Consider the following 23,061-nt stretch of genomic DNA (forward strand, 5'->3'; position numbering starts at 1 on the left):
AAAGAGAAGATTTGTTCGGACTTCACGTCCCGAGCATGATCGTTGAAGCAGTGGTCTTCGGACCATTGTGGATTGGGTCGTGTGTTGACGGATGTGATGTGTCGCAAGGGACGCTCAAACCCTTGCCTATGATTGGCGGCTTAACCGCAGGCCACCGGACGGATCTCGAGAAGCTGGTCTTTTCTGCCAAACCATCGTTAGGTGACGATCTCTGCGAGATCGCACTGTGGTGACGATCCCTTCGGGATCGCACTGAGATGGATATTGGCAATGAGAACGATCAAGTGTCTTAAGGGCAATTGGTGGATGCCTTGGCATGCACAGGCGATGAAGGACGTGATACGCTGCGATAAGCTACGGGGAGGTGCGAATACCCTTTGATCCGTAGATTTCCGAATGGGGAAACCCACCTAAGATACTTGTAAAATCAGACGCGCCGGTGGCGCATCGGTGAATGGTGAATAGTAAAATGGTGAATGGTCGATTCCATTCACCATTGACCATTTTGCCATTCACTGCGTCGAAGACGCGTCCGGTTTACAAGTATCGCTGATAGGTAACTTATCCTGAATTCAATAGGGATAAAGTGGCGAACGCGGGGAACTGAAACATCTAAGTACCCGTAGGAAAGGACATCAACCGAGACTCCGCAAGTAGTGGCGAGCGAACGCGGACCAGGCCAGCGGCTTTTGTGAGACAAGCGGAACCATCTGGAAAGTTGGGCCATAGTGGGTGACAGCCCCGTACGCGTAATGCGAACAAAAGTCCTTGAGTAAGGCGGGACACGTGAAATCCTGTCTGAAATTCGGGGGACCACCCTCGAAGCCTAAGTACTCGTGCATGACCGATAGCGAACTAGTACCGTGAGGGAAAGGTGAAAAGCACCCCGACAAGGGGAGTGAAAGAGTACCTGAAACCGATTGCCTACAAACAGTGGAAGCCTGCAAGGGTGACCACGTACCTTTTGTATAATGGGTCAGCGACTTAGTGTGACGAGCAAGCTTAAACCGGTAGGTGTAGGCGCAGCGAAAGCGAGTCTGAACAGGGCGTTCAGTTCGTCGCATTAGACCCGAAACCGAGTGATCTAGCCATGAGCAGGCTGAAGGTAAGGTAACACTTACTGGAGGGCCGAACCCATAACTGTTGCAATAGTTCGGGATGACTTGTGGCTAGGGGTGAAAGGCCAATCAAACTCGGAAATAGCTGGTTCTCCGCGAAATCTATTTAGGTAGAGCGTCGACCGAATACCCCAGGGGGTAGAGCACTGGATGGGCTAGGGGTCCTTACCGGATTACCAAACCTAACCAAACTCCGAATACCTGGGAGTACTAGTCGGCAGACACACGGCGGGTGCTAACGTCCGTCGTGGAGAGGGAAACAACCCTGACCTACAGCTAAGGTCCCCAAGTTATGGCTAAGTGGGAAAGGATGTGAGGATCCCAAAACAACCAGGATGTTGGCTTAGAAGCAGCCATCATTTAAAGAAAGCGTAACAGCTCACTGGTCTAAATAAGGGTCTTTGCGCCGAAAATGTACCGGGGCTCAAGCCATACACCGAAGCTTAGGGTTTGCGAGCGATCGCAAGCGGTAGCGGAGCGTTCCGTAAGCCAGTGAAGGGAGACCCGCGAGGGCTCCTGGAGGTATCGGAAGTGCGAATGCTGACATGAGTAACGTAAGGGGAGTGAGAGACTCCCCCGCCGAAAGTCCAAGGGTTCCTGCTTAAAGTTAATCTGAGCAGGGTTAGCCGGCCCCTAAGGCGAGGCCGAAAGGCGTAGTCGATGGGAATCACGTTAATATTCGTGAGCCTGGAGGTAGTGACGGATCATTGAAGTTGTCGAGCCTTATCGGATTGGTTCGGCAGCCGCGTGGTTCCAGGAAATAGCTCCTCCTTATAGACCGTACCCGAAACCGACACGGGTGGACTGGTAGAGTATACCAAGGCGCTTGAGAGAACTATGCTGAAGGAACTCGGCAAATTGCACGCGTAACTTCGGAAGAAGCGTGACCCTTCGATGGGCAACCATCGGGGGGTGGCACAGACCAGGGGGTAGCGACTGTTTATCAAAAACACAGGGCTCTGCGAAGTCGCAAGACGACGTATAGGGTCTGACGCCTGCCCGGTGCTGGAAGGTTAAGAGGAGGGGTGCAAGCTCTGAATCGAAGCCCCAGTAAACGGCGGCCGTAACTATAACGGTCCTAAGGTAGCGAAATTCCTTGTCGGGTAAGTTCCGACCTGCACGAATGGCGTAACGACTTCCCCGCTGTCTCCAGCATAGACTCAGTGAAATTGAATTCCCCGTGAAGATGCGGGGTTCCTGCGGTTAGACGGAAAGACCCCGTGCACCTTTACTATAGCTTTACATTGGCATTCGTAGTGGCATGTGTAGGATAGGTGGTAGGCTTTGAAGCAGGGACGCCAGTTTCTGTGGAGCCACCCTTGAAATACCACCCTTATCTCTATGGATGTCTAACCGCGGCCCGTCATCCGGGTCCGGGACAATGTATGGTGGGTAGTTTGACTGGGGCGGTCGCCTCCTAAAGAGTAACGGAGGCGCGCGATGGTGGGCTCAGAACGGTCGGAAATCGTTCGCTGAGTGCAATGGCATAAGCCTGCCTGACTGCGAGACTGACAAGTCGAGCAGAGACGAAAGTCGGTCATAGTGATCCGGTGGTCCCGCGTGGAAGGGCCATCGCTCAACGGATAAAAGGTACGCCGGGGATAACAGGCTGATGACCCCCAAGAGTCCATATCGACGGGGTTGTTTGGCACCTCGATGTCGACTCATCGCATCCTGGGGCTGGAGCAGGTCCCAAGGGTATGGCTGTTCGCCATTTAAAGCGGTACGTGAGTTGGGTTCAGAACGTCGTGAGACAGTTCGGTCCCTATCTGCCGTGGGTGCAGGAATATTGACAGGATCTGTCCCTAGTACGAGAGGACCGGGATGGACGTATCTCTGGTGGACCTGTTGTGGCGCCAGCCGCATAGCAGGGTAGCTATATACGGACGGGATAACCGCTGAAGGCATCTAAGCGGGAAACCCACCTGAAAACGAGTGTTCCCTGAGAGCCGTGGAAGACCACCACGTCGATAGGCCGGGTGTGGAAGAGCAGCAATGCTTGAAGCTTACCGGTACTAATAGCTCGATCGGCTTGATCGTTCTCATTTGCCTATGTCCATCGCTATCGCGATGGTTTGTCTGCCCTCACGGCAGTCCCTTCGGGACGCCTCCGGGCGGGGCGCGGCATCAGCCGCGACGGCCGGTCGGCCTTGCGAAGCTTCGCTTCGTTGGCCGTCAAGCCCTGAAAACAAACCAGCTTCTCTTCGTGCGTTTCGCCGACCTGGTGGTCATGGCGGAGCGGCTGCACCCGATCCCATTCCGAACTCGGCCGTGAAACGCTCCAGCGCTGATGGTACTTCGTCTCAAGACGCGGGAGAGTAGGTCGCCGCCAGGTCTGCAAAACGCACGTACAGAAATCTTCTCTCTATGGAAATTCCGTAGGCGAATGCCTACATAAAGCAGGTTGACGCGGGGTGGAGCAGCCCGGTAGCTCGTCAGGCTCATAACCTGAAGGTCACAGGTTCAAATCCTGTCCCCGCAACCACCGATCCCTGCGATAGCAGGTCAGTCAAAACCCCGGCCTCCGAAAGGATGTCGGGGCTTTTCTTACCTGCAGCAAATCGCAGGATCGCCGCCAGATCACCACGCAGCACGATCTTCAGGTCATTGCCTTCGGGCATGAGCTCGATCTGGTCGACAAGAGAACGGAAAGTCAGCGCCGCCTGTGTCGTCGTCTCCTCGTTCTGGAGATTGCCGTAGAGGGCGGAAATCCGCTGATGATAGATTTCCGCCATGTTCGGATGCAGTAGGGGCGGCGGCTCCTCGGCCTGCACCAGCATCTCAGTCAGCTCGGCCTTACGCGCCTCAAGACCGTCCATCTCGCTCTTCATCGAGGGCTGGAACATACCCTCCTTGATGGCTTCGATGATGCCCCGGATCTGCTTCTCGGTCTTTTCCAACTGACGGCGCGCTGCCTCCAGGCCGGTGCTGCGCTCGACACGCCGCCGGTTCACCTCACGGGTGAACTCGGCACAGAACTCTTTGAACAGTCCCGGCTCCATCAAATGCGTGTGGAGGCCTTGCAGTACCGATTTCTCCAACGCATCACGGCGGATGTTCAGCCGGTTCTCGCAGACGCCCTTGTTGCGGGCGCCGAAGCAGCCGAGCAAGTCCTTGGAGATCATCGTATAGCCGCTGCCGCAGCAACCACATTTGACGAGGCCGGTGAACATATGCTTCGGCCGGCGACGGTCGTTCAAGGTGTTTTCGCCCGGCTCGGCCGGCGGCTGATAGGCGAGCGCCTTCTGACGCGCCTTCACCGCTTCCCACACCTCCTGATCCACGATCCGTAGCTCAGGCACATCCTGGGTGACCCATTCGCCTTCTGGGTTGAGGCGCGAGACGCGCTTGCCGGTATCAGGGTCCTTCAGATAGCGCAGGCGGTTCCAGACCAGCTTGCCGACATAGAGTTCATTGTTGAGGATGCCGACGCCGCGCTTCGGATTGCCGTGAATCGTCGTCGGCCCCCATTCCTTGCCTTGCGGGCCGGGGATTCCCTCCCGGTTCAGGGCCATGGCGATCGTGCGGGACGATTGCCCGGCGAGATAGTCTGCGAAGATGCGGCGCGCCACCGCCGCCTCCGCGTCGTTGATCTTCCGTTCGCCGCGGATCGCCTCGCCGTTCCCGTCAAACTGCTTGACGACGTCGTAGCCGAAGCACAGGCCGCCACCGGACTTCCCTTCCTCAACCCGGCCGCGCAGTCCGCGGCGCGTCTTGTCGGCAAGATCCCTTAGGTAAAGCGCGCCCATCGTTCCCTTGAGGCCAATATGCAGTTCGCTCACTTCGCCTTCCGACAGGGTGACGATGGCAATGCCGGCGAAGCGCATGCGCTTGTAAAAGCCGGCGATGTCTTCCTGATCGCGCGAGAGCCGGTCGAGCGACTCCGTGAGGACTAAGTCGAACCGGCGCTTGACGCCATCGGCGATCAGTTCCTGGATGCCGGGCCGGATCAGAGACGCGCCTGAAATTGCGCGATCCGTATAGCTGTCGACGATCTGCCAGCCTTCGCGCTCCGCGCGGGCGCGGCAGATACGAAGCTGGTCTTCGATGGAGGCGTCGCGCTGGTTGTCGGAGGAATAGCGGGCGTAGAGCGCAACCCTCATAGAACAACCTCCCTATTCCGGGAGTCGCTTCCCGGCTTTGCACTTAGCTTCGGCTTCAATGAAGTCCTTTGCTGCCTGTCGCCCGAGCATGCGGACAAGTTCGACAAGGCGCGGATCAGGCTTGTTCGGATCGTAGGTCGGCAAGCGCTGTGATGGTTCGAGAACCACCCGCACTCTCTCAACTTCTGTCCTTCTAGGCCTAGCCACAAGGTGGTCCTCGCTCTCAAGCGAACCATTCCGCTCTTGGCTAAGTCTGGGCCGGAAACCCGCCGGATTGAATGCGAAATTGAGTGCATGTCAGCGCCCTTCAGCGTATAGTGCAATCTCGTGGTGTGCCACATCGTATTCGAGCGTACCCGTCGCGGCGGGAAAAGCGAATGCCAGCGTAAGAATACTTGAAATTTGCGGCGCGCGAATCTCCTCTGAGTAATTTTTTTGAGTGCATTGATCGCTACGACCGGCCCACTACCGTGCCCCATCGTCGCGCTCCGGCCTTCCGATCAAGGGCGTCTGTCTGCTGATGAGCCTCGCCTACGGACTACGAATCTGGGGGTCAGGAGTTCGAATCTCTTCGGGCGCGCCATAATTTCAATGACTTAGCGAGGTTCCGCAGACTAAAAGGATTTTTTAGTCTGCGAAAGCGCAAAGCCGTTCGTTGGCATCCGAGGCATCGCGACCCAACTCTGGGGCCCGTTTGAATCGCACATTGCCGTTGGGGTCTAGGGACTGCCCGCTGGCCTCTGGTTCAATGACACCCTGAAGGCCCCTCAGGCTTTCGTCTGGAGGGCATCGAACCTGAATTTCTGATCCGTTACAGTCGTTTTCGCCACGTATGATGAACGACCGCTATGCGCCGCCGCAAGTCGGTCGATGAAGGCTTCACCGCAAAACTGCCGAGCAACCTGCCAACCCTGATGACCCAGAGCATCCACTAAATCAGCCTGCTCGTTGTCCCAAGGTTTCTGACCACAGGCAATCGTGCTGCTTAGGTTGCTTAGGCGAGTTCTGCGGCCAACGCGACGGCCCCAACTTCTCGGTCAGACAAGAACATCTTCTTCCTCAGGCCAGACGGTGCCGGAGCGATCCGATATTCTCGCCGTGTGTGGAGGAACGATGCTGACACGAAGTGAACATCCCGGACCCCGTTCGATTGACGACGCGAAGAAGTGGATGCTGGCGAAGCTGGAGGCCCGCGTCCACCCAATGGGGCTGACCAACGTCGCGGCAACGAAGGAGGTCATTGCGGAACTGAGAGGCCTCGACGGTGCCAATTGGGCAGCGGCATGGGTTGGAAGGGGGGACTGCTACGCGGGGGAGGCCAGGTCCGCGGAGAACCGCGGCGACGACGCGGCTGCGCGCGACGCCTGGTACCAAGCCTACGCGTTCTATTTCATGGGGCGCTTTCCGTGCCCGAACCATCCCGACAAGCTCGCCAGCTATCAAAAGGAACTCGACGCCTACCGCAGGTTTGGTCGCCATGCCGCGCCGAAGATCGAGGTGGTGAGCATCCCGTTCGCCGGGCGTGACGGCGAGGGGTCTGAGATCACCTTCTACGTGCGCATGCCCGTCGACGTCGAGAATCCGCCCGTAATTGTCATGTGGGGCGGTGTGGATGCCTGGAAGGAGGAGATGACCATCCTTACCGAAGGCATCGCGAAGCATGGTATTGCAACCATCGCGCTGGATAATGTCGGCACGGGCCAATCGCCGATCATGGCCGGACCCGATGGTGAGCGCCAGTTCATCCCATTGTTCGACTGGGTGGAACGCTGCGGCCGCTTCGATGCCGCGCGCATGGCGATCGTCGGTCGTTCCTTTGGCGGATACTGGGCTACCAAGCTCGCCCACCTGATGCCCGAACGGTTTCGTGCGGCGGTGAACTGGGGCGGTGGCGCGCACTTCATGTTCCAGCCCGACTGGGTCGAGAAATCGCGCTATCCCGACAGCTACCTGATGGAACTGGTGGAGACGCGCAGCCGGATGCTCGGCGCGACGACTGACGAGGAATACATCGAGGGCTTCCGCCAGCTATCGCTTCTCGACCAGGGGCTGCTGGACCGACCCTGCGCGCCGATGCTGCTGATCAATGGCAAGGACGACACGCAGTGTCCGATCAGGGACATCGAACTGCTGACCGAGCACGGCGATCCGAAATCGGTTCGCCTGTTCCTCGGACGCGGCCATATGGGCTTCGGCCCGGACACGGTTCCCACAATCATCCGCTGGCTCTCGCGCCAGCTCGTATGACCTACGACCTGGAGGCGCCGCAATGGCCAACTGGCAGGAAATGATGCCCAGCACCCGGGCCTATCTCATGGACAAGGTGCTCTATGAACTTCACCACAAGCCGGACCATCTCGAAGCCTACAGGCAAGACGCGGATGCCTATCTTGCGCGTTTCCGGCTACCGCCGGATCTCGCCCGCTGCATCAAGGAGAACGACGTTGCCGAGATGTACCTCAGCGGCGTCAACCCCTATCTGCTGCGCGCCCATTGCATCGGGGTGAAGATCCCCGAGGACGTGTCGCTTGCCGCCCTGCGCAGCCTTCTCGACAACGAGGACTACAACAATGGCTGAGATCACCGGCATCTACACGGCATCCCATACTCCCGTGATGCTCAACTTTCCTGACCGCATTCCGGCGCAGTTGCGCGAGGAGATCTTCGCCGCTTACAGGGCGATGGGTGCCGACTTCATGTCCGGCAAGCCCGATGCGCTCCTCGTGCTGTCGAACGACCATCTGCACAACTTCTTCCTCGACAACTTCCCGGCCTTCTGTTTCGGCTGCGCCGAAAGCTACGAGAGCCCGATCGAGCACTGGCTGCACGCCAAACGCCGCACCTTTGCCGGGGACCAGCGTTTCGGGTCATTCCTGATGCAGCGTGCACTGGAGAGCGACTTCGATCCGTCCTTCTCGATGGAGATGGTGCTGGACCATGGTTCGCTGACGCCGCTCGAGCTTGCCGGGCTGGACCCCGATCTTCCGATCGTGCCGGTGCTTATCAATTGCGTGCAGCCGCCGATGCCGACGATGCGCCGATCCTACCGGCTGGGTCAGTTCCTTGGCAAGGCGATCGCCGAATATGACGGGGTGCAACGCGTGGCGATCCTCGCCACCGGCGGCATCAGCCACGACATCGCCACGCCGCGCATGGGTATGGTCAACCAGGAATTCGACGAGACCTTCCTTGGCCTGATGGAGGCGGGCGATATCGACGGTACGATCACCTACGCAACCGATTTCGTTCACACAGCCGGCAATGGCTGCGAGGAGATCCGGATGTGGATGGCCGCGATGGGCGCGGCCAACGGCGCCCGCTATCGACGCACCTACTACAAGGCGGTGAACGACTGGTACACCGGTATCGGCATCGGTCGGTTCGAGGTCTGATCCGGTGGCGCAGGCAAACGGAAAGGGCGCTGCGTCGGCGCTGGTCATCGGAGGCGGCATCGCCGGCATGTCGGCCGCCCTGTCCCTGACTGAGGCCGGTGTAAAGGTGCGCCTGATCGACCGCGACCCCCAGTGGCGGGTTTACGGAGCGGGTATCACCATCACCGGACCGACGCTCAGGGTGATGAAGCGGCTTGGCATCCTGGAAGACGCGCTGAGGGAAGGACATGCCGCCGATGGCCTCCTCGCCTGCGACGTTGAAGGTAACGTGGTCGCCGAAATCGGCACCAATGGCGTGGATGGAGGAGAGTATCCGGGTGCCGGCGGTATCATGCGCCCCACGCTGCACGGTATTCTCGCCGCGCGCGTCCGTGCGGCTGGGATTGACGTCTTGCTGGGCCGCCGTGTCACCGAGATCGCTCCGGGGCGGCCTAAGCGCGTGATCTTCGACGATGGCACCCTTGGCAGCTACGATCTCGTCGTCGGCGCAGACGGCATTTTCTCGGACACGCGGCGGATGTTGTTTCCCGAGGTAGGTGCACCGCAATATGTGGGGCAGGTGTGCTGGCGCCTGATGACCAAGCGCGACCCGCGTATAGAACGGCGCACCTATTTCCTGGGAGGTCCGTGCAAAGTCGGCATGAATCCGGTCTCGTCGGCCGAGATGTACATGTTCTTGCTGGAGCCACAGGCTCAGTTTCAACGGGTCGCGGACGACAAGTTGCACATTCGCCTGAACGAACTGATGGAGCCGTATGGCGGGGTGGTTGGGGCAACGCGGGAGAAGTTGAGCCCGGAGTCCAACATCGTAGCGCGTCCCCTTGAGACGGTATTTGTGCCAAAGCCCTGGCATCGCGATCGCGTGTTGCTGATCGGCGATGCCGCCCACGCGACCACGCCGCAACTTGCCTCAGGCGCGGGCATGGCGATGGAAGATGGCGTCGTCCTGGGCGAATGCATCGCCTTCAGTCCCGACATAGATGAGGCACTGGCTCTATTCATGCAGCGCCGCTTCGACCGCTGTGCGCTGGTCGTGGACAAGTCGCTGACGCTCGGGCGCCTGGAGAAGAGCGGCGCGACGCCGCTGGAACAGGTGCGGGTCGTGGAAGACGCCCTGCGCCAGCTCAACCAGGCCTATTGAGGAGCGCCGATGTTCACGCACACGAATGCGCATGTGCTCCATACTATCGTTGCCGGAGATCGCAGCAACCCGCCTGTGGTTCTGCTTCATTCGCTCGGCACATCCGCGGCCTTGTGGGAAGCCCAGGCGGAGATTCTTGCCTACGACCACTTCGTCATCCGTCCCGAGTTTCGCGGGCATGGGCTTTCCGAGGAAAGCCGCGATACGCTGACGATCGAATTGCTGGCCGATGACGTGGTGGCAATTCTCAACGGCATGGGCGTCGAGAACTTCGCGCTGGCCGGCGTGTCGATCGGCGGCATGGTGGCCCAGGTCGTTGCCGCCAACGCCGCGGGACGGGTGCGGGCATTGGCAATCTTCGACAGTTCGATAGCGAGCCTCGACCCCGCCATGTGGCGAAACCGCGCCGCCAAGATCCGCGCAGACGGATTGTCCAGCATCACGGAGGCCGTGCTGTCCCGCTGGATCACGGACGAAGCGCGCGGCACGCCCGCGGCGGCGGGGCTGCGGCGCATGCTGGAATTGACCACGGACGAGGGTTACGCGGCCGGTTGCGATGCGCTGGCGGTGGCCGATTGCAGAGCCGCGACATCGGCGCTCGAACTGCCGACGGTCGTGGCGGTCGGAAGCGAAGACACCGCGACTCCGCCGGCAGCCGCCCGCGTTCTGGCTGAAGCGATACCGGGTGCGCGACTGCGCATGATTGAGGGTGCCGCGCATCTTCCGATGTTTGAGCGGTCAGATGCGGTCACGGACGTTTTGCGAGAAGCATTCGCCTGACGCGCTTGTCGGCCCGCAGGAGGCGCGCCGGTGTTCATGATTGGGAGGAAATGATGAAACCAACTGCAACAATTCTGGCCGCCGCTATCGCTTCGATCCTTTGCGGGACTGCCTGGGCGGAACCGCAAAAGATCAGACTGGCTTCGCCCGCGCCAGGCCCCGCCGCGATCAACGGGTTCTTTGCACGTTGGGCCGAAGACGTAACCGCGGCAAGCGATGCTACCCTGACGGTCGAATTCGTACCGGGCGGCGTGCTGGGTCGCGAGGGCCAGCTCCTGGACCGCGTGGCTGCCGGGCTCATCGAAATGGCGTGGGACTTCCAGGGCTATTATCCCGGTAAATATCCGCGCAGCGCGGTCGCCGAACAGCCATTCCAGTTCGAGACGGCCGAACAGGGCTCGGTCGCCCTGCAGAGGGTCTATGAGGCCGGCCTTCTGGCGGGCGAGTATGACGACGTGAAGGTAGTCGGGCTGTTCACCTTTCCCAACGCGTCGCTGATGTTGAAAGAGAGGCTGGACGACCTTGCCGGTCTCAAAGGCCGCAAGATCACGGCGCAGAATCCCACCATGCAGGCCGCGGCTGAACATCTGGGCGGGGTCGCGCTGAACCTGCCGATACCCGATTGGTATCCCTCGCTCGACAGAGGCGTTATCGACGGCGCCATCGTCACCTTTACCGCGGTTCCGGCCTTCCGGTTGAACGAGGTGATGACCGAATTCATCGATATCCGGTTGGGTGGCAATCCCGGCATGTTCGTCATGAACCGGGGCGCCTATGACGCTCTTCCGGAGAAAGCCAGGGCTGCCCTGGATGCGCATGCGGGCGAGATGTTCGCGCGCGGAATGGGCAAGTTCCTTGAGAAACTCAACGAGAAGAGCAAGGGTCTTGCGGCACAGGGAAACAACCGTGTCGTCACGCTGGACGACGCGACGGCAACCGAGTGGCAGGAGAAGGTCGCACCGCTGACCGAGGCCTGGCTTGCACGGGATCCCTCCCACGCGGCGATCCGCGATGCCTTTCTGAAGGAGGCGGGCCGTGACAGTGACTGACATCTATCGCTTGCAGCGGGTGTTTCCGACAATCGAGCAGGCCACGCGAATTCTCGCATCGGCTGGCGTACTCGTCATCATCGGTATTGCCTTCCTAACGCTGCTTGACGTCGGCTTGCGGGCTGTATTCTCGACAACGATCCGCGGATTGAACGAGATCCTGATCCTTGTGCTGGGCGTCTCCATAGCGGCCTGCCTTCCTTCCGGCTGCGCGCGGGCTGTGCATCTTGCGGTCGACATGCTCACGTCGGTCCTGCCGGGACCGGCGAGCAGGGCGCTCAGACTTTCTGCGGCCCTTCTGTTGATGCTGTTTCTGGCATTGGCCGGCGGTGAACTCTTCCGGGTCGCGGTGACCTATGATCTGCGCAACCAGGCGTCGATCATCCTCGGCGTGCAGGTGGCGCCGTTCTACTACACCATGGCAGGGCTTCTTCTTCTTTGCGTTCCGGTTCAGGCGTTGCATGTCATTGATGCCGGAGCTGCGATCGTCCGGAGCGGAGCCGCCGCGCGGTGGGTTCCGGAGCTGATACCCGCATTGATCGTCCTGGCAGTGGCTTTGGCGGTCTGGCTCGATGCGACCAACCTCCTGCCGGGTGTGTCGACTCTGCGCGGGATGCAGGCAGGGGTGGCGGCGCTCATCTTCTTCGGCCTGATGTGGGTATTGATGCTGCTGGCGGTGCCTCTGGCCGCAGCGATGGGCCTCGTCGGCTTCTTCGGTGTGGCGGTGCTCGTGGGGGTAGGACCTGCCGGCACGGTCGTTGGGAGTGAAACCGCGAAATTCCTTACCAGCGAGACGCTGGCGGTCCTGCCACTGTTTCTCCTTATGGGGAGCTTTGCGTCGGTAGCAGGTCTGTCCTCCGACATCTATCGCTTCGCATTCCAACTGTTGAAGCCGCTGCGTGGCTCGCTTGCCCACGCAACGATTGCGGGCTGCGCGGGTTTTGGTGCGCTCACGGGGTCGTCGCTCGCCACCGCTGCTACCTTCGGCAAGGTTGCGCTCCCTGAGATGCGGGCGCGCAACTACAGCCCCGCCCTGGCCGCGGGCAGCGTCGCAGCCGGGGGTACGCTGGGCAGCCTGGTTCCCCCATCGACGGCTCTCATCCTCTTCGCCCTGTTGTCCGAACAGTCGATCGGACAACTTTTCATGGCGGCGATTGGCCCGGCGATCCTCGCCATCGCTCTCTACCTCTTTGCCATTTGGGCATTGCTGCGGCTTCGGCCTGAGATAGCCCCCGCCGGCACGCGCATCGACCCGCCCGCACTGTTTGCCGCTGCGCGGTCCTGCATTGGGGCGGTCGTCCTGTTTGGTACGGTGATCGGCGGGATCTACAGCGGCATCTTCACCGACACTGAAGCAGCTTCCGTCGGCGCGGTCGGGGCATTTCTCTTTGCGTTTTTCCGCGGCCGCCTAACCGGCGACAGCCTGTGGCGGGTACTGGCCGAGACCACGACGACAATCGCGCTGATCTATACGCTCATCTTTGGCGCAGTGACCTTCTCGTTCCTGATCGCGTTTACCCAGGTTCCGGCATTGCTGTCTGCCTGGATCGTCGATCTGGGCGCCGGCCCGATAGTCGTCGTCCTGCTGCTTGTCCTCGTCTACCTCATCCTGGGAATGGTAATGGATTCCTACGCGATGATGGTGATCACAGTGCCAATCTTCCTGCCCCTGATCATCCAGATGGGGTTCGACCCGATCTGGTGGGGTGTGGTGACGGTGGTCTGCGTGGAGATGGGCATGATCACCCCGCCGTTTGGCATGAACATCTTCATGCTGAACTCCATCGACAAGAACTTGCGCCTGCCAACGATCTACCGGGGCGTGATGCCGTTCGTTCTGGTTGATCTCGTCAAGCTCGGCATTCTGATCGCGCTGCCTGCGCTCGCGCTTTGGCTGCCGGCGCGGATGTGAGCCGCCGCATGTCGACGGCGATGTCCGGAGGAGAGACAACATGAAGCAAGAGACATTCAAAGGACGCATTGAAGATGCGAGGTTCCTGACCGGAAGGGGACGATATGTCGACGACATCACCCTGCCGCGCCAGAGCTATATGGCCTTGGTGTTGTCCCCGCACGCTCATGCCGTCGTCAAGGGCATTGACGCATCCGCCGCGATGGACATGCCCGGCGTGCTCGCAGTTCTGACGGGAAGGGACGTGCTGGCCGACGGACTTGGATCAGTGCCGCCCTTCTTCATGCCGAAGCTTTGGGGCGGTCCCGATGGCTACGGCACCTTGCGGCCGATACTCGTCACCGACAAGGTTCGCTGCGTGGGCGACCGCGTCGCCATCGTCGTCGCCGAAACCAGAGATATCGCACGAATCGCGGCCGACGCCGTTGCGGTGGACTACGAGCCGCTGGCTGCGGTCACGGATGCGCGGGCCGCCTTGTCGGACGATGCACCGCGACTCTGGGACGATTGTCCGACCGGCAACCTTTCGGTCAAGCTGTCGATGGGCAATCCGGCGCTGACGGCAGACGCTTTCGCGAAGGCCGATCGGGTCATCGCCCGTCGTCTCAAGAGCCCGCGCGTCGCGCCGAGTTCGCTGGAGCCGCGCGGCTGCATCGGCTCCTACGATTGGGCCGAAGACCGCTACACGCTTTACACCAGTTCGCAGGATCCGCACGGATTCCGAAAGGTAATCGCCGGCCAGGTGCTGAAGATTGCGGAAACTAGGCTGCGCGTCATTTCGCCCGATGTCGGCGGCGGCTTCGGCCTAAAGGCTCACATGCACCCCGAGGATGCACTGGTGCTGTGGGCGTCGAAGCGCGTCGACCGGCCAGTGAAGTGGATCGCCACGCGCAGCGAGGCGCTGCTGACCGATACCCAGGGCCGCGGCCAGGAGGTCGACGCGGAGATCGCCGTAAGCGCGGAGGGCAGGGTTCTCGGCCTGCGCGCGACCGCTTGGCATAATCTGGGGGCCTACTTCTGGGGGACGGCGACGCCGCCTCTGTATTTTTCGATGCAGCTTGCGCCGAACATCTACGACATCCCCGCCGTCGACCTGACCACGCATGCGGTCTTCACAAACATCGCGCCCATGTCGGTCTATCGCGGTGCGGGCCGGCCCGAGGCTACCTACCTTATCGAGCGCATGATGGACGAGGCGGCGGCCGAACTGCACATGGACCCGGTCAGTATCCGCAAGATCAATGCGATCCGACCGGAGGCGATGCCCTATGCCACCGCGACCGGCATGACCTACGACAGCGGTCGTTTCGGCGACATGATAGACCAGGCGCGCGCCGCCGCCGACTGGGAGGGCTATCCGAAGCGCGTCGCGGCTTCCAGGGAGCGCGGACGCCTACGCGGGCGGTCGCTGATCTCCTATGTCGAGGTCGCGGGCGTGATGAACGAACGCATGGAACTGCGCTTCGAGCCGGACGGCACGCTCACCATTATCGCTGGCACGCATTCGCACGGCCAGGGTCACGCGACCACCTTCTCGGAGATGGTCTCGCAATGGCTGTCGATCCCGGTCGACGACATCCGCTACGTCCAGGGCGACACCGACAAGGTCCTGATCGGCCGCGGGACCTTCGCGGCGCGGTCATCCATGCTGGGGGGGACGGCGCTCCTGAAGGCTAAAGATCAGCTCGTTGGCAAGGCCAAGGCGATGGCGGCGCTCGTGCTTGAAGGACAGGCGGAAAACATCGAGTTCGAGGACGGGCTGCTGAAGCTGCACGGCACCAACAAATCGATCCCGCTGCGCGAGGTGGCGAAACTCCACTACCTGCCCGCCGGGCCGGTGATGGCCTTCGGGCTGGGCCTCGCCGGCGAGGGAACTTCGGCTGGCAAGCCGGGCGCTGCGCCCAACTACCCGAATGGCTGCCAAGTCTGCGAACTCGAGATCGACCCGGACAGTGGCGAGGTCATCCTCGATCGGATGATCGCCTTCGACGATGTCGGCAGGATCCTAAACGCGATGCTGTGCGAGGGCCAGATCCACGGCGGCATCGCGCAGGGGATCGGCCAGGCGCTTCTCGAGGAGGTGGCATATGACGCGGAGGGCCAGCTGACGTCAGGCAGTCTCATGGATTATTGCCTGCCGCGCGCGGAACACATGCCCTCGATCGTCTCGCGCCTCATCGAAGTCCCCTGCACGACAAATCCGCTCGGGGTGAAGGGTATCGGCGAGTCTGGCGCGATCGGGACGCCGGTGTCGATCGTCAACGCCATTGTCGATGCGCTGCGCCCGCTCGGCATCGACAACATCGACATGCCGGTGACACAGCCCCGACTGTGGGCCGCGATCCGGCAGGCGCAAGCAAAGGAGGAGGCATACCCATGAAGCTAGAAGGTTCCTTTGTGGTCACTAGGCCGGCCAGGGAGGTCTGGCTGATCCTGAATGATCCCGAAGTGCTGAGGAAGGCCATCCCGGGCTGCGAGGAACTCGTGCCCACGCCGTCCGGATACACTGCAAGGGCGGCCGTTGCCATCGGTCCCATCAAGGCGCGCTTTTCGGGGGATGTCAGGATAGAGGATCGTATCGCAAACCGATCGCTCAAGCTCGTCGGGGACGGCTCCGGCGGCATCGCGGGTTTTGTCAATGGCGAAGCGGTCGTCATGTTGTCTGACCATCCGCATGGCTGCGAGGTCAACTACTCTTCCGAGGTGAAGATCGGCGGCAAGCTGGCCCAGTTGGGCAGTCGTCTGATCGCGTCGACTTCGCGCAAGCTGGCCGAACAATTCTTCTCGAAAATCAATGAGATCGCTGCTGACCCGCGCGAGGTGGCTATCGCCGGAGGAGGCATGGCATGAGCCGCATCGAGCTGTCGGTCAATGGACGGGCGAGGAAACTCGACGTCGAAGACAAGTTGCTCCTGGTCGACATGCTGCGCGAGCGGCTGGAACTGACGGGTACGCACGTCGGTTGCGACACATCGCAATGCGGTGCGTGCGTGGTGCGACTGAACGGCGATACGGTGAAATCCTGTTCGGTGCTCGCGGCGACGCTTGATGGCGCCGAAATAACCACGATCGAGGGGGTGGCGGCCGGCAGCGACTTGCACCCCATGCAGAGGGCGTTCTCCGAATGCCATGCGCTCCAATGCGGCTATTGCACACCCGGGCTCGTGATCACCGCGATCGACATCGTCGAGAAAAGCCCCGACGGCTTGACGGCCGCGGCCGTTGTCAAGGAGCTCAAGGGCAATATCTGCCGCTGCACGGGCTATGTGAACATTGTCGCCGCGATCCTGAAAGGCGCTGCGGACATGGGCGTTCCGGTTCTCACTGAGGAGGGCGCATGATGCATCCGTTCAGGCTCTTGCGCGCCACCACCCTGGAAGAAGCGCGCTCGGCGCGTGCCGCCGAGCCGGAGTCGATGTACCTGTCAGGCGGGATGACGCTGGTCCCCTCGCTCAAGATGCATCTCCTGACTCCGACCATGCTGGTCGATCTTCGTGGCGTCGAGGAGATGACCGGGATTGCGCTGCGCGATGGGGTGCTGAGGGTGGGGGCGCTGACGACGTGGGCCGTGATGCAAAATTCCTTCACCGTCAACGAGGCGATACCCGAACTGGCACGGATGGCCGGACGGATTGCGGACCGCCATGTCCGCAACAGGGGCACCATCGGCGGGTCGATTGCAAACAACGATCCCGCGGCCGACTACACGTCAGCGGTCCTGGCGCTCGGGGCCACACTCATCACCGACCGGCGCCGCATTCTCGCGGACGAGTATTTCAGCGGTCTTTTCCAGACGGCTCTCGAAGGCGATGAGATACTGGTCGCACTGGAGTTCCAGGTCCCCGATGCTGCGGCTTATGCGAAATTCGCACATCCCGCGTCGGGGTATGCGGTTGCGGGGGTTTTCATCGCGCGTTTCGGCGACGATTGGAGGGTCACGGTGACGGGATCGGGCGAAGGTGGGGTGTTCCGTCTGCCGGTGATAGAGGCGGCGCTGGGTGCGGGGCAACGAAGTACCGATTCGATCGACCTGAGCACCGCGCCCATCATGGACGATGCCGCGTTTCCGACCGATTTCCGTCGGAACATGATCCTCAAGCTGTGCCGCGATGCGCTCGCGAGGCTCTAGGAAAGTCGGGCGTCAATCCATGTGGCCCAGCCGCTCCGCTCCGGGCTCCTGCCCCGGGAATTGGCCTCGTCGATATTCCGTCGGCGAAACGCCGTAGCGCGCTTTGAACTGCCGGCTGAAGTGAGCGGCCTCGCGAAAGCCCCACTCGAAGGCGATCGCCGATACCGGTTTGCCTTCTATCGCCGGCAAGGAGATTTCGCGGGCAATGCGGCGCAGGCGTTCATCCCAGACCCATCGCATGACGCTCTTGCCTGTCTGGGCGAATATCGAGTGAACATGCCTGACCGAAACGCCCATATGTGCGGCCACTGCGCTGCAATCCAGTTCCGGGTCGGCCAGGTTCTCGCGCATGAATGTCTTGATGCGGTCGAGCGCCACGTTGGTCGCGTTGCCGTGTTCGGGGCCTGCCGCGATGTCGGCCACCATGGAGGTCGCGAGCAGGTCAGCCAGGGTGCCCGCCATGCGGTTGACCAGATGTGGCGGACAATCTCTTGCGTAAATGAAAATCTGCTCGATGAGGTCGCGGCAGATCCTGCCCATGCCGACATCGCAGCTCAGGGCAGTCGCGGTGTAGAAGTCGCGCTCGGGAAAGACCTCCCGCCAGAAGCTCGAATCGAGATAGACGGAACGGGTCCAGATGTCGTCCGTTTCGATCCAGAACGGTTTGGAAGTATCGACGAGAAATATCTGGTTGGCGCCGACATGCGCTTCGCGGCCACCCTGCCGCACAACGGTGTTTCCCTCGACCTGATGCGAAACGAGAAACGTGTTTTGGCGGCCGGGCGGCAACTTGCCCGGCATCAACCGGGTGACGTGTGGCGTGAAACGGATGTCGGCCAAGCGAAGCCGGTCCGAAACGTAACTCTGCATGATCTCGCCGTCATAAGGGCGCGAACTTGTCGACTGCAGCTGAAACCGCGTATTCAACAGACTGTTCATCTGTCGCTGAAACTGGTTTCCGGATGCCCGGATGTTCGGCGCGGGAAGCGCCAAGGACTCGACCATCGCTCCCCTTCCTCCCTGGCAGCAGCGACCTCGCACCGGGCGAGAATAGAGGAGCGCAATGCGGGCGTCCAGCAACCGCTGCGGCATGCCTGCAATACGCCCAGGTGGGTTGAACTCCGGAAAGCCAGGGGAAAGCTGCAATGAACGAAGTCGCGATCATGGTCGCGCCGAATGGCGCGCGCCGCGTGAAGGCCGACCATCCGGCCATTCCGATAACGCCCGCGGAACTTGGCGTGACCGCGCAAGCATGCCGGCTTGCAGGGGCGGGGGCAATTCACGTTCATGTTCGCGACGAGGCGGGGCGGCATGCGCTGAACGCGACCACCTATCGGGAGGCGATCCGCATGATCATGGATCGGTGCGCGGGCGACATGGCGGTGCAGGTAACGACCGAATCCGCAGGGCTGTTCGGCATCGATGAGCAAGTAGCGCTCGCGCAGGCGCTGAAGGCCGCAAATCTGTCCTTCGCGATCCGTGAGCTTCTCGCCGGGGGACCGGGACGGGCGGTCCAATTCCTGGCCTGGGCAGCCCGGGCTGGGGTCTCGATCCAATTCATCCTCTACGATGTCGACGACATCGCGGTCTTTGCGCAGATGCATCGCAACGGGGACCTGCAGGTTGCGGGAAAGCCGCGAACCTTGCTGGTCGTCGGACGCTACGGAACGGTGCAGAACGGACGGCCGGAAGACTTCGATACGCTTTATCGAGCCTATGCGGCGGAGGGTTTGCATGAGTCCACGATATGGATGACCTGCGCCTTCGGAATTGGCGAGATGGCCTGCCTCAACCTTGCCATCGAAAGAGGCGGACACGTGCGCGTCGGCTTTGAGAACGCGATTGTTGACGCGAACGGGGTTCCTGCCCGCGACAACGCGCAACGAGTCGCAATGGTCGCGGAGCTGGCACGCGGGCATGGCCGCCCCGTCGCCTCGGCGATGCAGGCGGCCGCAATCCTGGGCATGAGGTCCTTGACCCCGCTCCTGTGATTTCAGCTGAGAGTTCTCTCCCGGATATGAGTGACTTCACCTCCAGGCAAGACGCCGCCCGCCGCAACTCTTATGCTTTTCATGGAGGAGCAAATTGGCGGGCTGGCCAATTCGCTGCGCGCCCGTAGGGCCGGTTTCACGACGCGGTCGTGCGGCACGCAAGATTGTTACATCAAATAACGTAGGAGGAGAATTGATGAGGACCATAAGCTTGAGCGCCTTGGCGCTCACGGTCATGACAGGTGTCGCCTGGGCCGAGCCCGTCAAGCTGATCTTTGCATCGCCGGCACCGGCTCCAACGCCGCTCCATGCTGCCGTGCTGGAAGGCTGGGCGAAGAAGGTGACCGAGGATTCCAACGGCACGCTCGAGGTGGAACTGGTCACCGGTGGGACGCTCGCCGCGCACGGCCAGGTCCTCGATCGCGTCAACATGGGTGTCGTTCAAATCAGATGGGACATCCAGGGCTATTATCCCGGAAAGTTTCCGAAGACCGAGGTGGTAGCGCTCCCCTTCGGCTTCGAGACCGCGGAAGCCGGGACGATGGCACTGAACAAGCTCCTCGAAGACGGTGTCATTGCCGACGAGTATCGCGACGTGAAGGTGCTCAACCTCTTCACCTTCCCGAACGGCTACATGCTGTCGACCAAGCCGATTGCGACAGTGGATGACATCAAGGGCCTAAAGGCAGCCGGCATCAATCCGTCGCGCCAGAAGATGATCTCGGCGCTCGGCGGCGTGCCGGTCTCGCTCTCCATCGTGGACTGGTATCAGGGGCTCAGCCGGGGCGTCATTGATGCCGCGCTGGAATCCTATTCGCCCTTCCGTCTCGCCGAAGTGACGTCGCACTTCGTCGAAGTTCCGATGGGCGGCAACGCGGCGATGATGTTCATGAACCGCGAGGTGTTCGAGGGCTTGCCCCCTGAAGCGCAGCAGGCGATCGAGGCGAACAGCGGTCCCGAATTCGACGGCCAGATGGGTGCCTTCTGGGACGGTGCTGCCGCTTCAGGCCGCGGCATGGTCGAAAAGGCTGGCGGAACCATCGTCAAACCGGCGGATACCGCCGCGTGGGAAACCGCTCTTCAGCCTGTCATCGACGCCTGGGTAGCCGGCACCGAGGGTGGCCAAGCAATCCTGACGTCATTCCGAGCTGCGGCTCAATCCTCCCAGTGACCGCAAGGCGGAACCGGCCCCTTGGCCGGTTCCGCCACCCTCTCAAACCTGGAGACACCCGTGGCCAGACTCGAAGGCAAGGTCGCCATTGTCACCGGCGCCGGCGGCAGCATTGGCGCGCGGACGGTTCGGCTCTTCCTTGAGGAAGGCGCGAATGTGGTTCTGGTGGATCGCAGCGCCCCCGCGCTCGAGCGGGTAGCCGCCGAATTGCCGCCCGTCATGGCCGACCGATATGTCAACGTGATCGCGGATGTGGCCGAGGTCGACGACGTTCGCCGGTATGTGACGACTGCGCTCGACAGGTTCGGCGGCATCGATATTCTCTTCAGCAATGCCGGGAATGACGGCCCCATCCTGAATGTCACGGACTATCCCGAGGAGGTATTCGACCTCATCCAGCGGGTCCACGTCCGCGGCTGCTTCCTTGCCTGCAAATATACGATCCCGCATCTGCCGCGCGGTGGACGGATCATCGTCACTTCCAGCGTGGTCGGCGTGCAGGGCGTGCCTGGCAACTGCGCCTACGTGGCAGCAAAGCATGCGCTGGTTGGCCTGATCCGGGGGATCGCGAAGGAAGTCGCTTCCAAGGGCATTACGGTCAACGGCGTCAACCCTGGTCCGGTCGACAACGATTTCATGCGGGCCGCCGAGGCATCGATGTCCAGGCTGCTCGGTGTCGATGCCGCCGAAATGTTCAACCGCAAGATCCCGATGGGCCGTCATGCCGAGCCGTCCGAGGTGGCGCGCGCGGTGCTATTCCTCGCTTCGGAAGATGCAAGCTTCACCACCGGAAGCTGCCTCATGCTCGACGGCGGCATGGCCTCCTGACGAATACTTTCTCAAATGCGCGCGTGGCTCTAGCCTCCTATCCGCCACGTATTGGCGAAGCCTTGCCAACGAGCCCGGGCGTGAAATGCAGAACGAGCAGTTGGCAGATAACGAGGTCGATCCTGCCATCGGCGCGAGTCCCGGCATTGTGGAAGTGGGTGGCGTCGGGATCCGCCAGGTGGCGTGTACCGAAACCCGGCATTGCTGAGGAGCAGGCATGCAACGATTGGACCGCCACTTACCCATCTGGCCGGACCCGCTGATCCGTTGTCTTGCCCAGGTCTTTGACCATGGTCACTCGGTTCCACATGCGGACGCCAGCACCGAGGCTGACATGGAGAAGACCGCTGCCGCGCAGAGCAGAACCGATCGTGGCACGAAGCGAGCTAGCCTGGAACCGGGGGGCTGCCGGTCTTTGAATCGATCATCCGCGCAGCCTTTTGGATAAGTCGTCGGAGCCAGAGTATGCCGGGATCCTGGCTCTTATACTGATGCCATTGGACGCACTGCTGCAACGGGACCATGGGAAGCGGCACCTCATGGCATACGATAGGAAGTGAAGTCGCAATTTGCGCGGCAATCAAGCCGTGGATGGTCGCTAGACGATCGGTGCCGACAATGAGGTGAGGCATCGCGGCAAAGCTGTAGCATGTAACCTCAATGCGCCGTGCGATCCCGCGCTCCTCGAGGAACATCATGTCGAAGCTCATTCCCCTCTCGGGCGGCATCATGCGTATATGGCCGGCCTCGAGATACTGCTCCTTTGTGAGCGGCGCTTTTCCGTAGCGCCCGTCCTTCCACGCCGCACATACGAACCCGTCCTCGAACAGTGACTCACTGGGGTGTTCGCCCGAGATGAACGCTTTGGGAGCTATGACCAAATCGGCTTCGCCACGTTCGATGGCCTTTTCCGGACGCTCAATCTGCGGCAGCAGCTGAAACTGTGCACGGGAACGCTCCAGTTCGGCGAGCGCGAGCACCTTGGGCATCAGCACGGTCATAGAGTAATCCGACAGCAATATGCTGAACTGCCTGGCGGTTTGGGACGGATCGAAGTGCACATCTGTGGAGATCGCTGCCTCGACGCGGACAATAATATCGCGAACGGAATGCCGCATGGACTCCGCCCGCGGCGTAAGCTCCAGGCTGCGGCCGACGGGAGTCAGGAGTGGATCATCGAAGTAACTTCGCAGGCGCGCCAGCGCATTGCTCATCGCGGACTGGGTGATGTTCATCTTGTCGGCAGCGCGGCTAACGTTCCGCTCAGCTAGAAGCAGATCCAGCGCGACGAGCAGGTTCAGGTCGAGGTTCTTGAATCGCATTTCGCAGGTTCTCTCTGAGGTATTTAGAGCCGAAATGTCATATATCGAATCATTCAATTTCCCAAATACACCCTCCTGACCTATGCCTGTTTAAGGGAGGAAGCACGGACAAAGGTGCAGCAATG

19 protein-coding genes, 2 tRNA genes, 2 rRNA genes and 1 pseudogene are annotated in these 23,061 nt (G+C 61.2%); 20 read left to right on the forward strand and 4 right to left on the reverse strand.

All coding sequences use genetic code 11. The features are described 5' to 3' along the window. The first annotated feature begins 278 nt into the window (after positions 1-278). From JN302_RS06260 to JN302_RS06270, 3 genes are all read left to right on the forward strand, one after another. Positions 279-3,158: ribosomal RNA gene (locus JN302_RS06260) — 23S ribosomal RNA — on the forward strand. Between the two features lie 180 nt (positions 3,159-3,338). Then, positions 3,339-3,453, forward strand: a 5S ribosomal RNA gene (gene rrf, locus JN302_RS06265). A 73-nt stretch (positions 3,454-3,526) separates the two neighbouring features. Beyond that, positions 3,527-3,603: transfer RNA gene (locus JN302_RS06270), tRNA-Met, on the forward strand. On the opposite strand, the gene JN302_RS06275 is transcribed toward JN302_RS06270, so the two are convergent. Continuing rightward, on the reverse strand, positions 3,560-4,690 hold the full coding sequence (locus tag JN302_RS06275) for a recombinase family protein (RefSeq protein ID WP_244846593.1): 1,131 nt from the start codon (positions 4,688-4,690) through the stop codon (positions 3,560-3,562). The two genes, JN302_RS06270 and JN302_RS06275, sit on opposite strands and share 44 nt — an antisense overlap. Here JN302_RS06275 and JN302_RS38980 point away from each other — a divergent pair. Next, on the forward strand, positions 4,652-4,852 hold the full coding sequence (locus JN302_RS38980; RefSeq protein ID WP_244846215.1) for a hypothetical protein: 201 nt from the start codon (positions 4,652-4,654) through the stop codon (positions 4,850-4,852). The genes JN302_RS06275 and JN302_RS38980 overlap by 39 nt on opposite strands. Here the strand turns inward: JN302_RS38980 and JN302_RS38985 are convergent. Next, positions 4,853-5,221 (reverse strand): annotated as a pseudogene (locus JN302_RS38985) (recombinase family protein); the annotation flags it as partial. It lies immediately after the preceding gene. A 506-nt stretch (positions 5,222-5,727) separates the two neighbouring features. Between JN302_RS38985 and JN302_RS06280 the strand changes: the two are divergent. The 12 genes from JN302_RS06280 to JN302_RS06335 all read left to right on the forward strand — a co-directional run bounded on the left by JN302_RS06280 (position 5,728) and on the right by JN302_RS06335 (position 17,624). After that, positions 5,728-5,804 (forward strand) — tRNA-OTHER (locus JN302_RS06280). Positions 5,805-6,391: 587 nt separating this feature from the next. Beyond that, positions 6,392-7,468 (forward strand): alpha/beta hydrolase family protein, encoded by a 1,077-nt coding sequence (locus tag JN302_RS06285; RefSeq protein ID WP_244846216.1) that lies wholly within the window; start codon positions 6,392-6,394, stop codon positions 7,466-7,468. A gap of 22 nt (positions 7,469-7,490) precedes the next feature. Next, the gene (locus JN302_RS06290) at positions 7,491-7,799 is read left to right on the forward strand and encodes a subunit of meta cleavage enzyme (RefSeq protein ID WP_202332328.1); all 309 of its coding nucleotides are present in this window, start codon (positions 7,491-7,493) and stop codon (positions 7,797-7,799) included. Further along, positions 7,792-8,613 carry a DODA-type extradiol aromatic ring-opening family dioxygenase gene (locus tag JN302_RS06295; protein ID WP_202332329.1) on the forward strand — a complete coding sequence of 274 codons (822 nt, stop codon included), beginning with the start codon at positions 7,792-7,794 and terminating at the stop codon, positions 8,611-8,613. The genes JN302_RS06290 and JN302_RS06295 overlap by 8 nt, the downstream gene beginning before the upstream one ends. A gap of 4 nt (positions 8,614-8,617) precedes the next feature. Continuing rightward, positions 8,618-9,754, forward strand: coding sequence for an FAD-dependent oxidoreductase (locus JN302_RS06300; RefSeq protein WP_244846217.1), 1,137 nt, complete (start codon positions 8,618-8,620; stop codon positions 9,752-9,754). A 9-nt stretch (positions 9,755-9,763) separates the two neighbouring features. After that, positions 9,764-10,534, forward strand: a complete 771-nt coding sequence (locus JN302_RS06305; protein WP_202332330.1) for an alpha/beta fold hydrolase — start codon at positions 9,764-9,766, stop codon at positions 10,532-10,534. A 53-nt stretch (positions 10,535-10,587) separates the two neighbouring features. Continuing rightward, positions 10,588-11,583, forward strand: a complete 996-nt coding sequence (locus JN302_RS06310) for a TRAP transporter substrate-binding protein (RefSeq protein ID WP_210382588.1) — start codon at positions 10,588-10,590, stop codon at positions 11,581-11,583. Beyond that, positions 11,570-13,495: a TRAP transporter large permease gene (locus tag JN302_RS06315; protein WP_202332332.1), complete on the forward strand. Its 1,926-nt coding sequence runs from the start codon at positions 11,570-11,572 to the stop codon at positions 13,493-13,495. The genes JN302_RS06310 and JN302_RS06315 overlap by 14 nt, the downstream gene beginning before the upstream one ends. A 40-nt stretch (positions 13,496-13,535) precedes the next feature. Then, the gene (locus JN302_RS06320) at positions 13,536-15,875 is read left to right on the forward strand and encodes a xanthine dehydrogenase family protein molybdopterin-binding subunit (protein ID WP_202332333.1); all 2,340 of its coding nucleotides are present in this window, start codon (positions 13,536-13,538) and stop codon (positions 15,873-15,875) included. Continuing rightward, on the forward strand, positions 15,872-16,345 hold the full coding sequence (locus JN302_RS06325) for a CoxG family protein (RefSeq protein ID WP_202332334.1): 474 nt from the start codon (positions 15,872-15,874) through the stop codon (positions 16,343-16,345). Before JN302_RS06320 ends, JN302_RS06325 begins: the two co-directional genes overlap by 4 nt. Then, positions 16,342-16,836, forward strand: a complete 495-nt coding sequence (locus JN302_RS06330; protein ID WP_202332335.1) for a (2Fe-2S)-binding protein — start codon at positions 16,342-16,344, stop codon at positions 16,834-16,836. Before JN302_RS06325 ends, JN302_RS06330 begins: the two co-directional genes overlap by 4 nt. After that, positions 16,833-17,624, forward strand: coding sequence for an FAD binding domain-containing protein (locus JN302_RS06335; protein WP_202332336.1), 792 nt, complete (start codon positions 16,833-16,835; stop codon positions 17,622-17,624). The genes JN302_RS06330 and JN302_RS06335 overlap by 4 nt, the downstream gene beginning before the upstream one ends. A gap of 12 nt (positions 17,625-17,636) precedes the next feature. Here JN302_RS06335 and JN302_RS06340 read toward each other — a convergent pair whose 3' ends face one another. After that, positions 17,637-18,629, reverse strand: a complete 993-nt coding sequence (locus JN302_RS06340; protein WP_202332337.1) for a helix-turn-helix domain-containing protein — start codon at positions 18,627-18,629, stop codon at positions 17,637-17,639. A 140-nt stretch (positions 18,630-18,769) separates the two neighbouring features. Here JN302_RS06340 and JN302_RS06345 point away from each other — a divergent pair, with 140 nt between their 5' ends. From JN302_RS06345 to JN302_RS39565, 4 genes are all read left to right on the forward strand, one after another. Continuing rightward, positions 18,770-19,615 carry a 3-keto-5-aminohexanoate cleavage protein gene (locus tag JN302_RS06345; protein ID WP_202332338.1) on the forward strand — a complete coding sequence of 282 codons (846 nt, stop codon included), beginning with the start codon at positions 18,770-18,772 and terminating at the stop codon, positions 19,613-19,615. 196 nt (positions 19,616-19,811) lie between these two features. Next, entirely contained in the window at positions 19,812-20,786 is a 975-nt protein-coding gene (locus tag JN302_RS06350; protein ID WP_202332339.1) for a TRAP transporter substrate-binding protein, read from the forward strand. A gap of 60 nt (positions 20,787-20,846) precedes the next feature. Further along, the gene (locus tag JN302_RS06355) at positions 20,847-21,614 is read left to right on the forward strand and encodes an SDR family NAD(P)-dependent oxidoreductase (protein ID WP_202332340.1); all 768 of its coding nucleotides are present in this window, start codon (positions 20,847-20,849) and stop codon (positions 21,612-21,614) included. Positions 21,615-21,699: 85 nt separating this feature from the next. Beyond that, complete coding sequence (locus JN302_RS39565; protein WP_274609257.1) at positions 21,700-21,822, forward strand: hypothetical protein; 123 nt, start codon at positions 21,700-21,702, stop codon at positions 21,820-21,822. 178 nt (positions 21,823-22,000) lie between these two features. Here the strand turns inward: JN302_RS39565 and JN302_RS06360 are convergent, their stop codons facing one another. After that, complete coding sequence (locus JN302_RS06360) at positions 22,001-22,936, reverse strand: LysR family transcriptional regulator (protein WP_202332341.1); 936 nt, start codon at positions 22,934-22,936, stop codon at positions 22,001-22,003. Positions 22,937-23,061: the final 125 nt, after the last annotated feature.

The organism is Mesorhizobium sp. L-8-3, assembly GCF_016756615.1.
Lineage (GTDB): Bacteria > Pseudomonadota > Alphaproteobacteria > Rhizobiales > Rhizobiaceae.

Bases quoted from the DNA above. Each gene is read 5' to 3' on its own strand.
- JN302_RS06285 (WP_244846216.1), top strand. From the start codon at position 6,392: ATGCTGGCGAAGCTGGAGGCCCGCGTCCACCCAATGGGGCTGACCAAC.
- JN302_RS06290 (WP_202332328.1), top strand. From the start codon at position 7,491: ATGGCCAACTGGCAGGAAATGATGCCCAGCACCCGGGCCTATCTCATG.
- JN302_RS06295 (WP_202332329.1), top strand. From the start codon at position 7,792: ATGGCTGAGATCACCGGCATCTACACGGCATCCCATACTCCCGTGATG.
- JN302_RS06305 (WP_202332330.1), top strand. From the start codon at position 9,764: ATGTTCACGCACACGAATGCGCATGTGCTCCATACTATCGTTGCCGGA.
- JN302_RS06310 (WP_210382588.1), top strand. From the start codon at position 10,588: ATGAAACCAACTGCAACAATTCTGGCCGCCGCTATCGCTTCGATCCTT.
- JN302_RS06320 (WP_202332333.1), top strand. From the start codon at position 13,536: ATGAAGCAAGAGACATTCAAAGGACGCATTGAAGATGCGAGGTTCCTG.
- JN302_RS06325 (WP_202332334.1), top strand. From the start codon at position 15,872: ATGAAGCTAGAAGGTTCCTTTGTGGTCACTAGGCCGGCCAGGGAGGTC.
- JN302_RS06330 (WP_202332335.1), top strand. From the start codon at position 16,342: ATGAGCCGCATCGAGCTGTCGGTCAATGGACGGGCGAGGAAACTCGAC.
- JN302_RS06335 (WP_202332336.1), top strand. From the start codon at position 16,833: ATGATGCATCCGTTCAGGCTCTTGCGCGCCACCACCCTGGAAGAAGCG.
- JN302_RS06340 (WP_202332337.1), bottom strand. From the start codon at position 18,629: ATGGTCGAGTCCTTGGCGCTTCCCGCGCCGAACATCCGGGCATCCGGA.
- JN302_RS06345 (WP_202332338.1), top strand. From the start codon at position 18,770: ATGAACGAAGTCGCGATCATGGTCGCGCCGAATGGCGCGCGCCGCGTG.
- JN302_RS06350 (WP_202332339.1), top strand. From the start codon at position 19,812: ATGAGGACCATAAGCTTGAGCGCCTTGGCGCTCACGGTCATGACAGGT.
- JN302_RS39565 (WP_274609257.1), top strand. From the start codon at position 21,700: ATGCAGAACGAGCAGTTGGCAGATAACGAGGTCGATCCTGCCATCGGC.
- JN302_RS06360 (WP_202332341.1), bottom strand. From the start codon at position 22,936: ATGCGATTCAAGAACCTCGACCTGAACCTGCTCGTCGCGCTGGATCTG.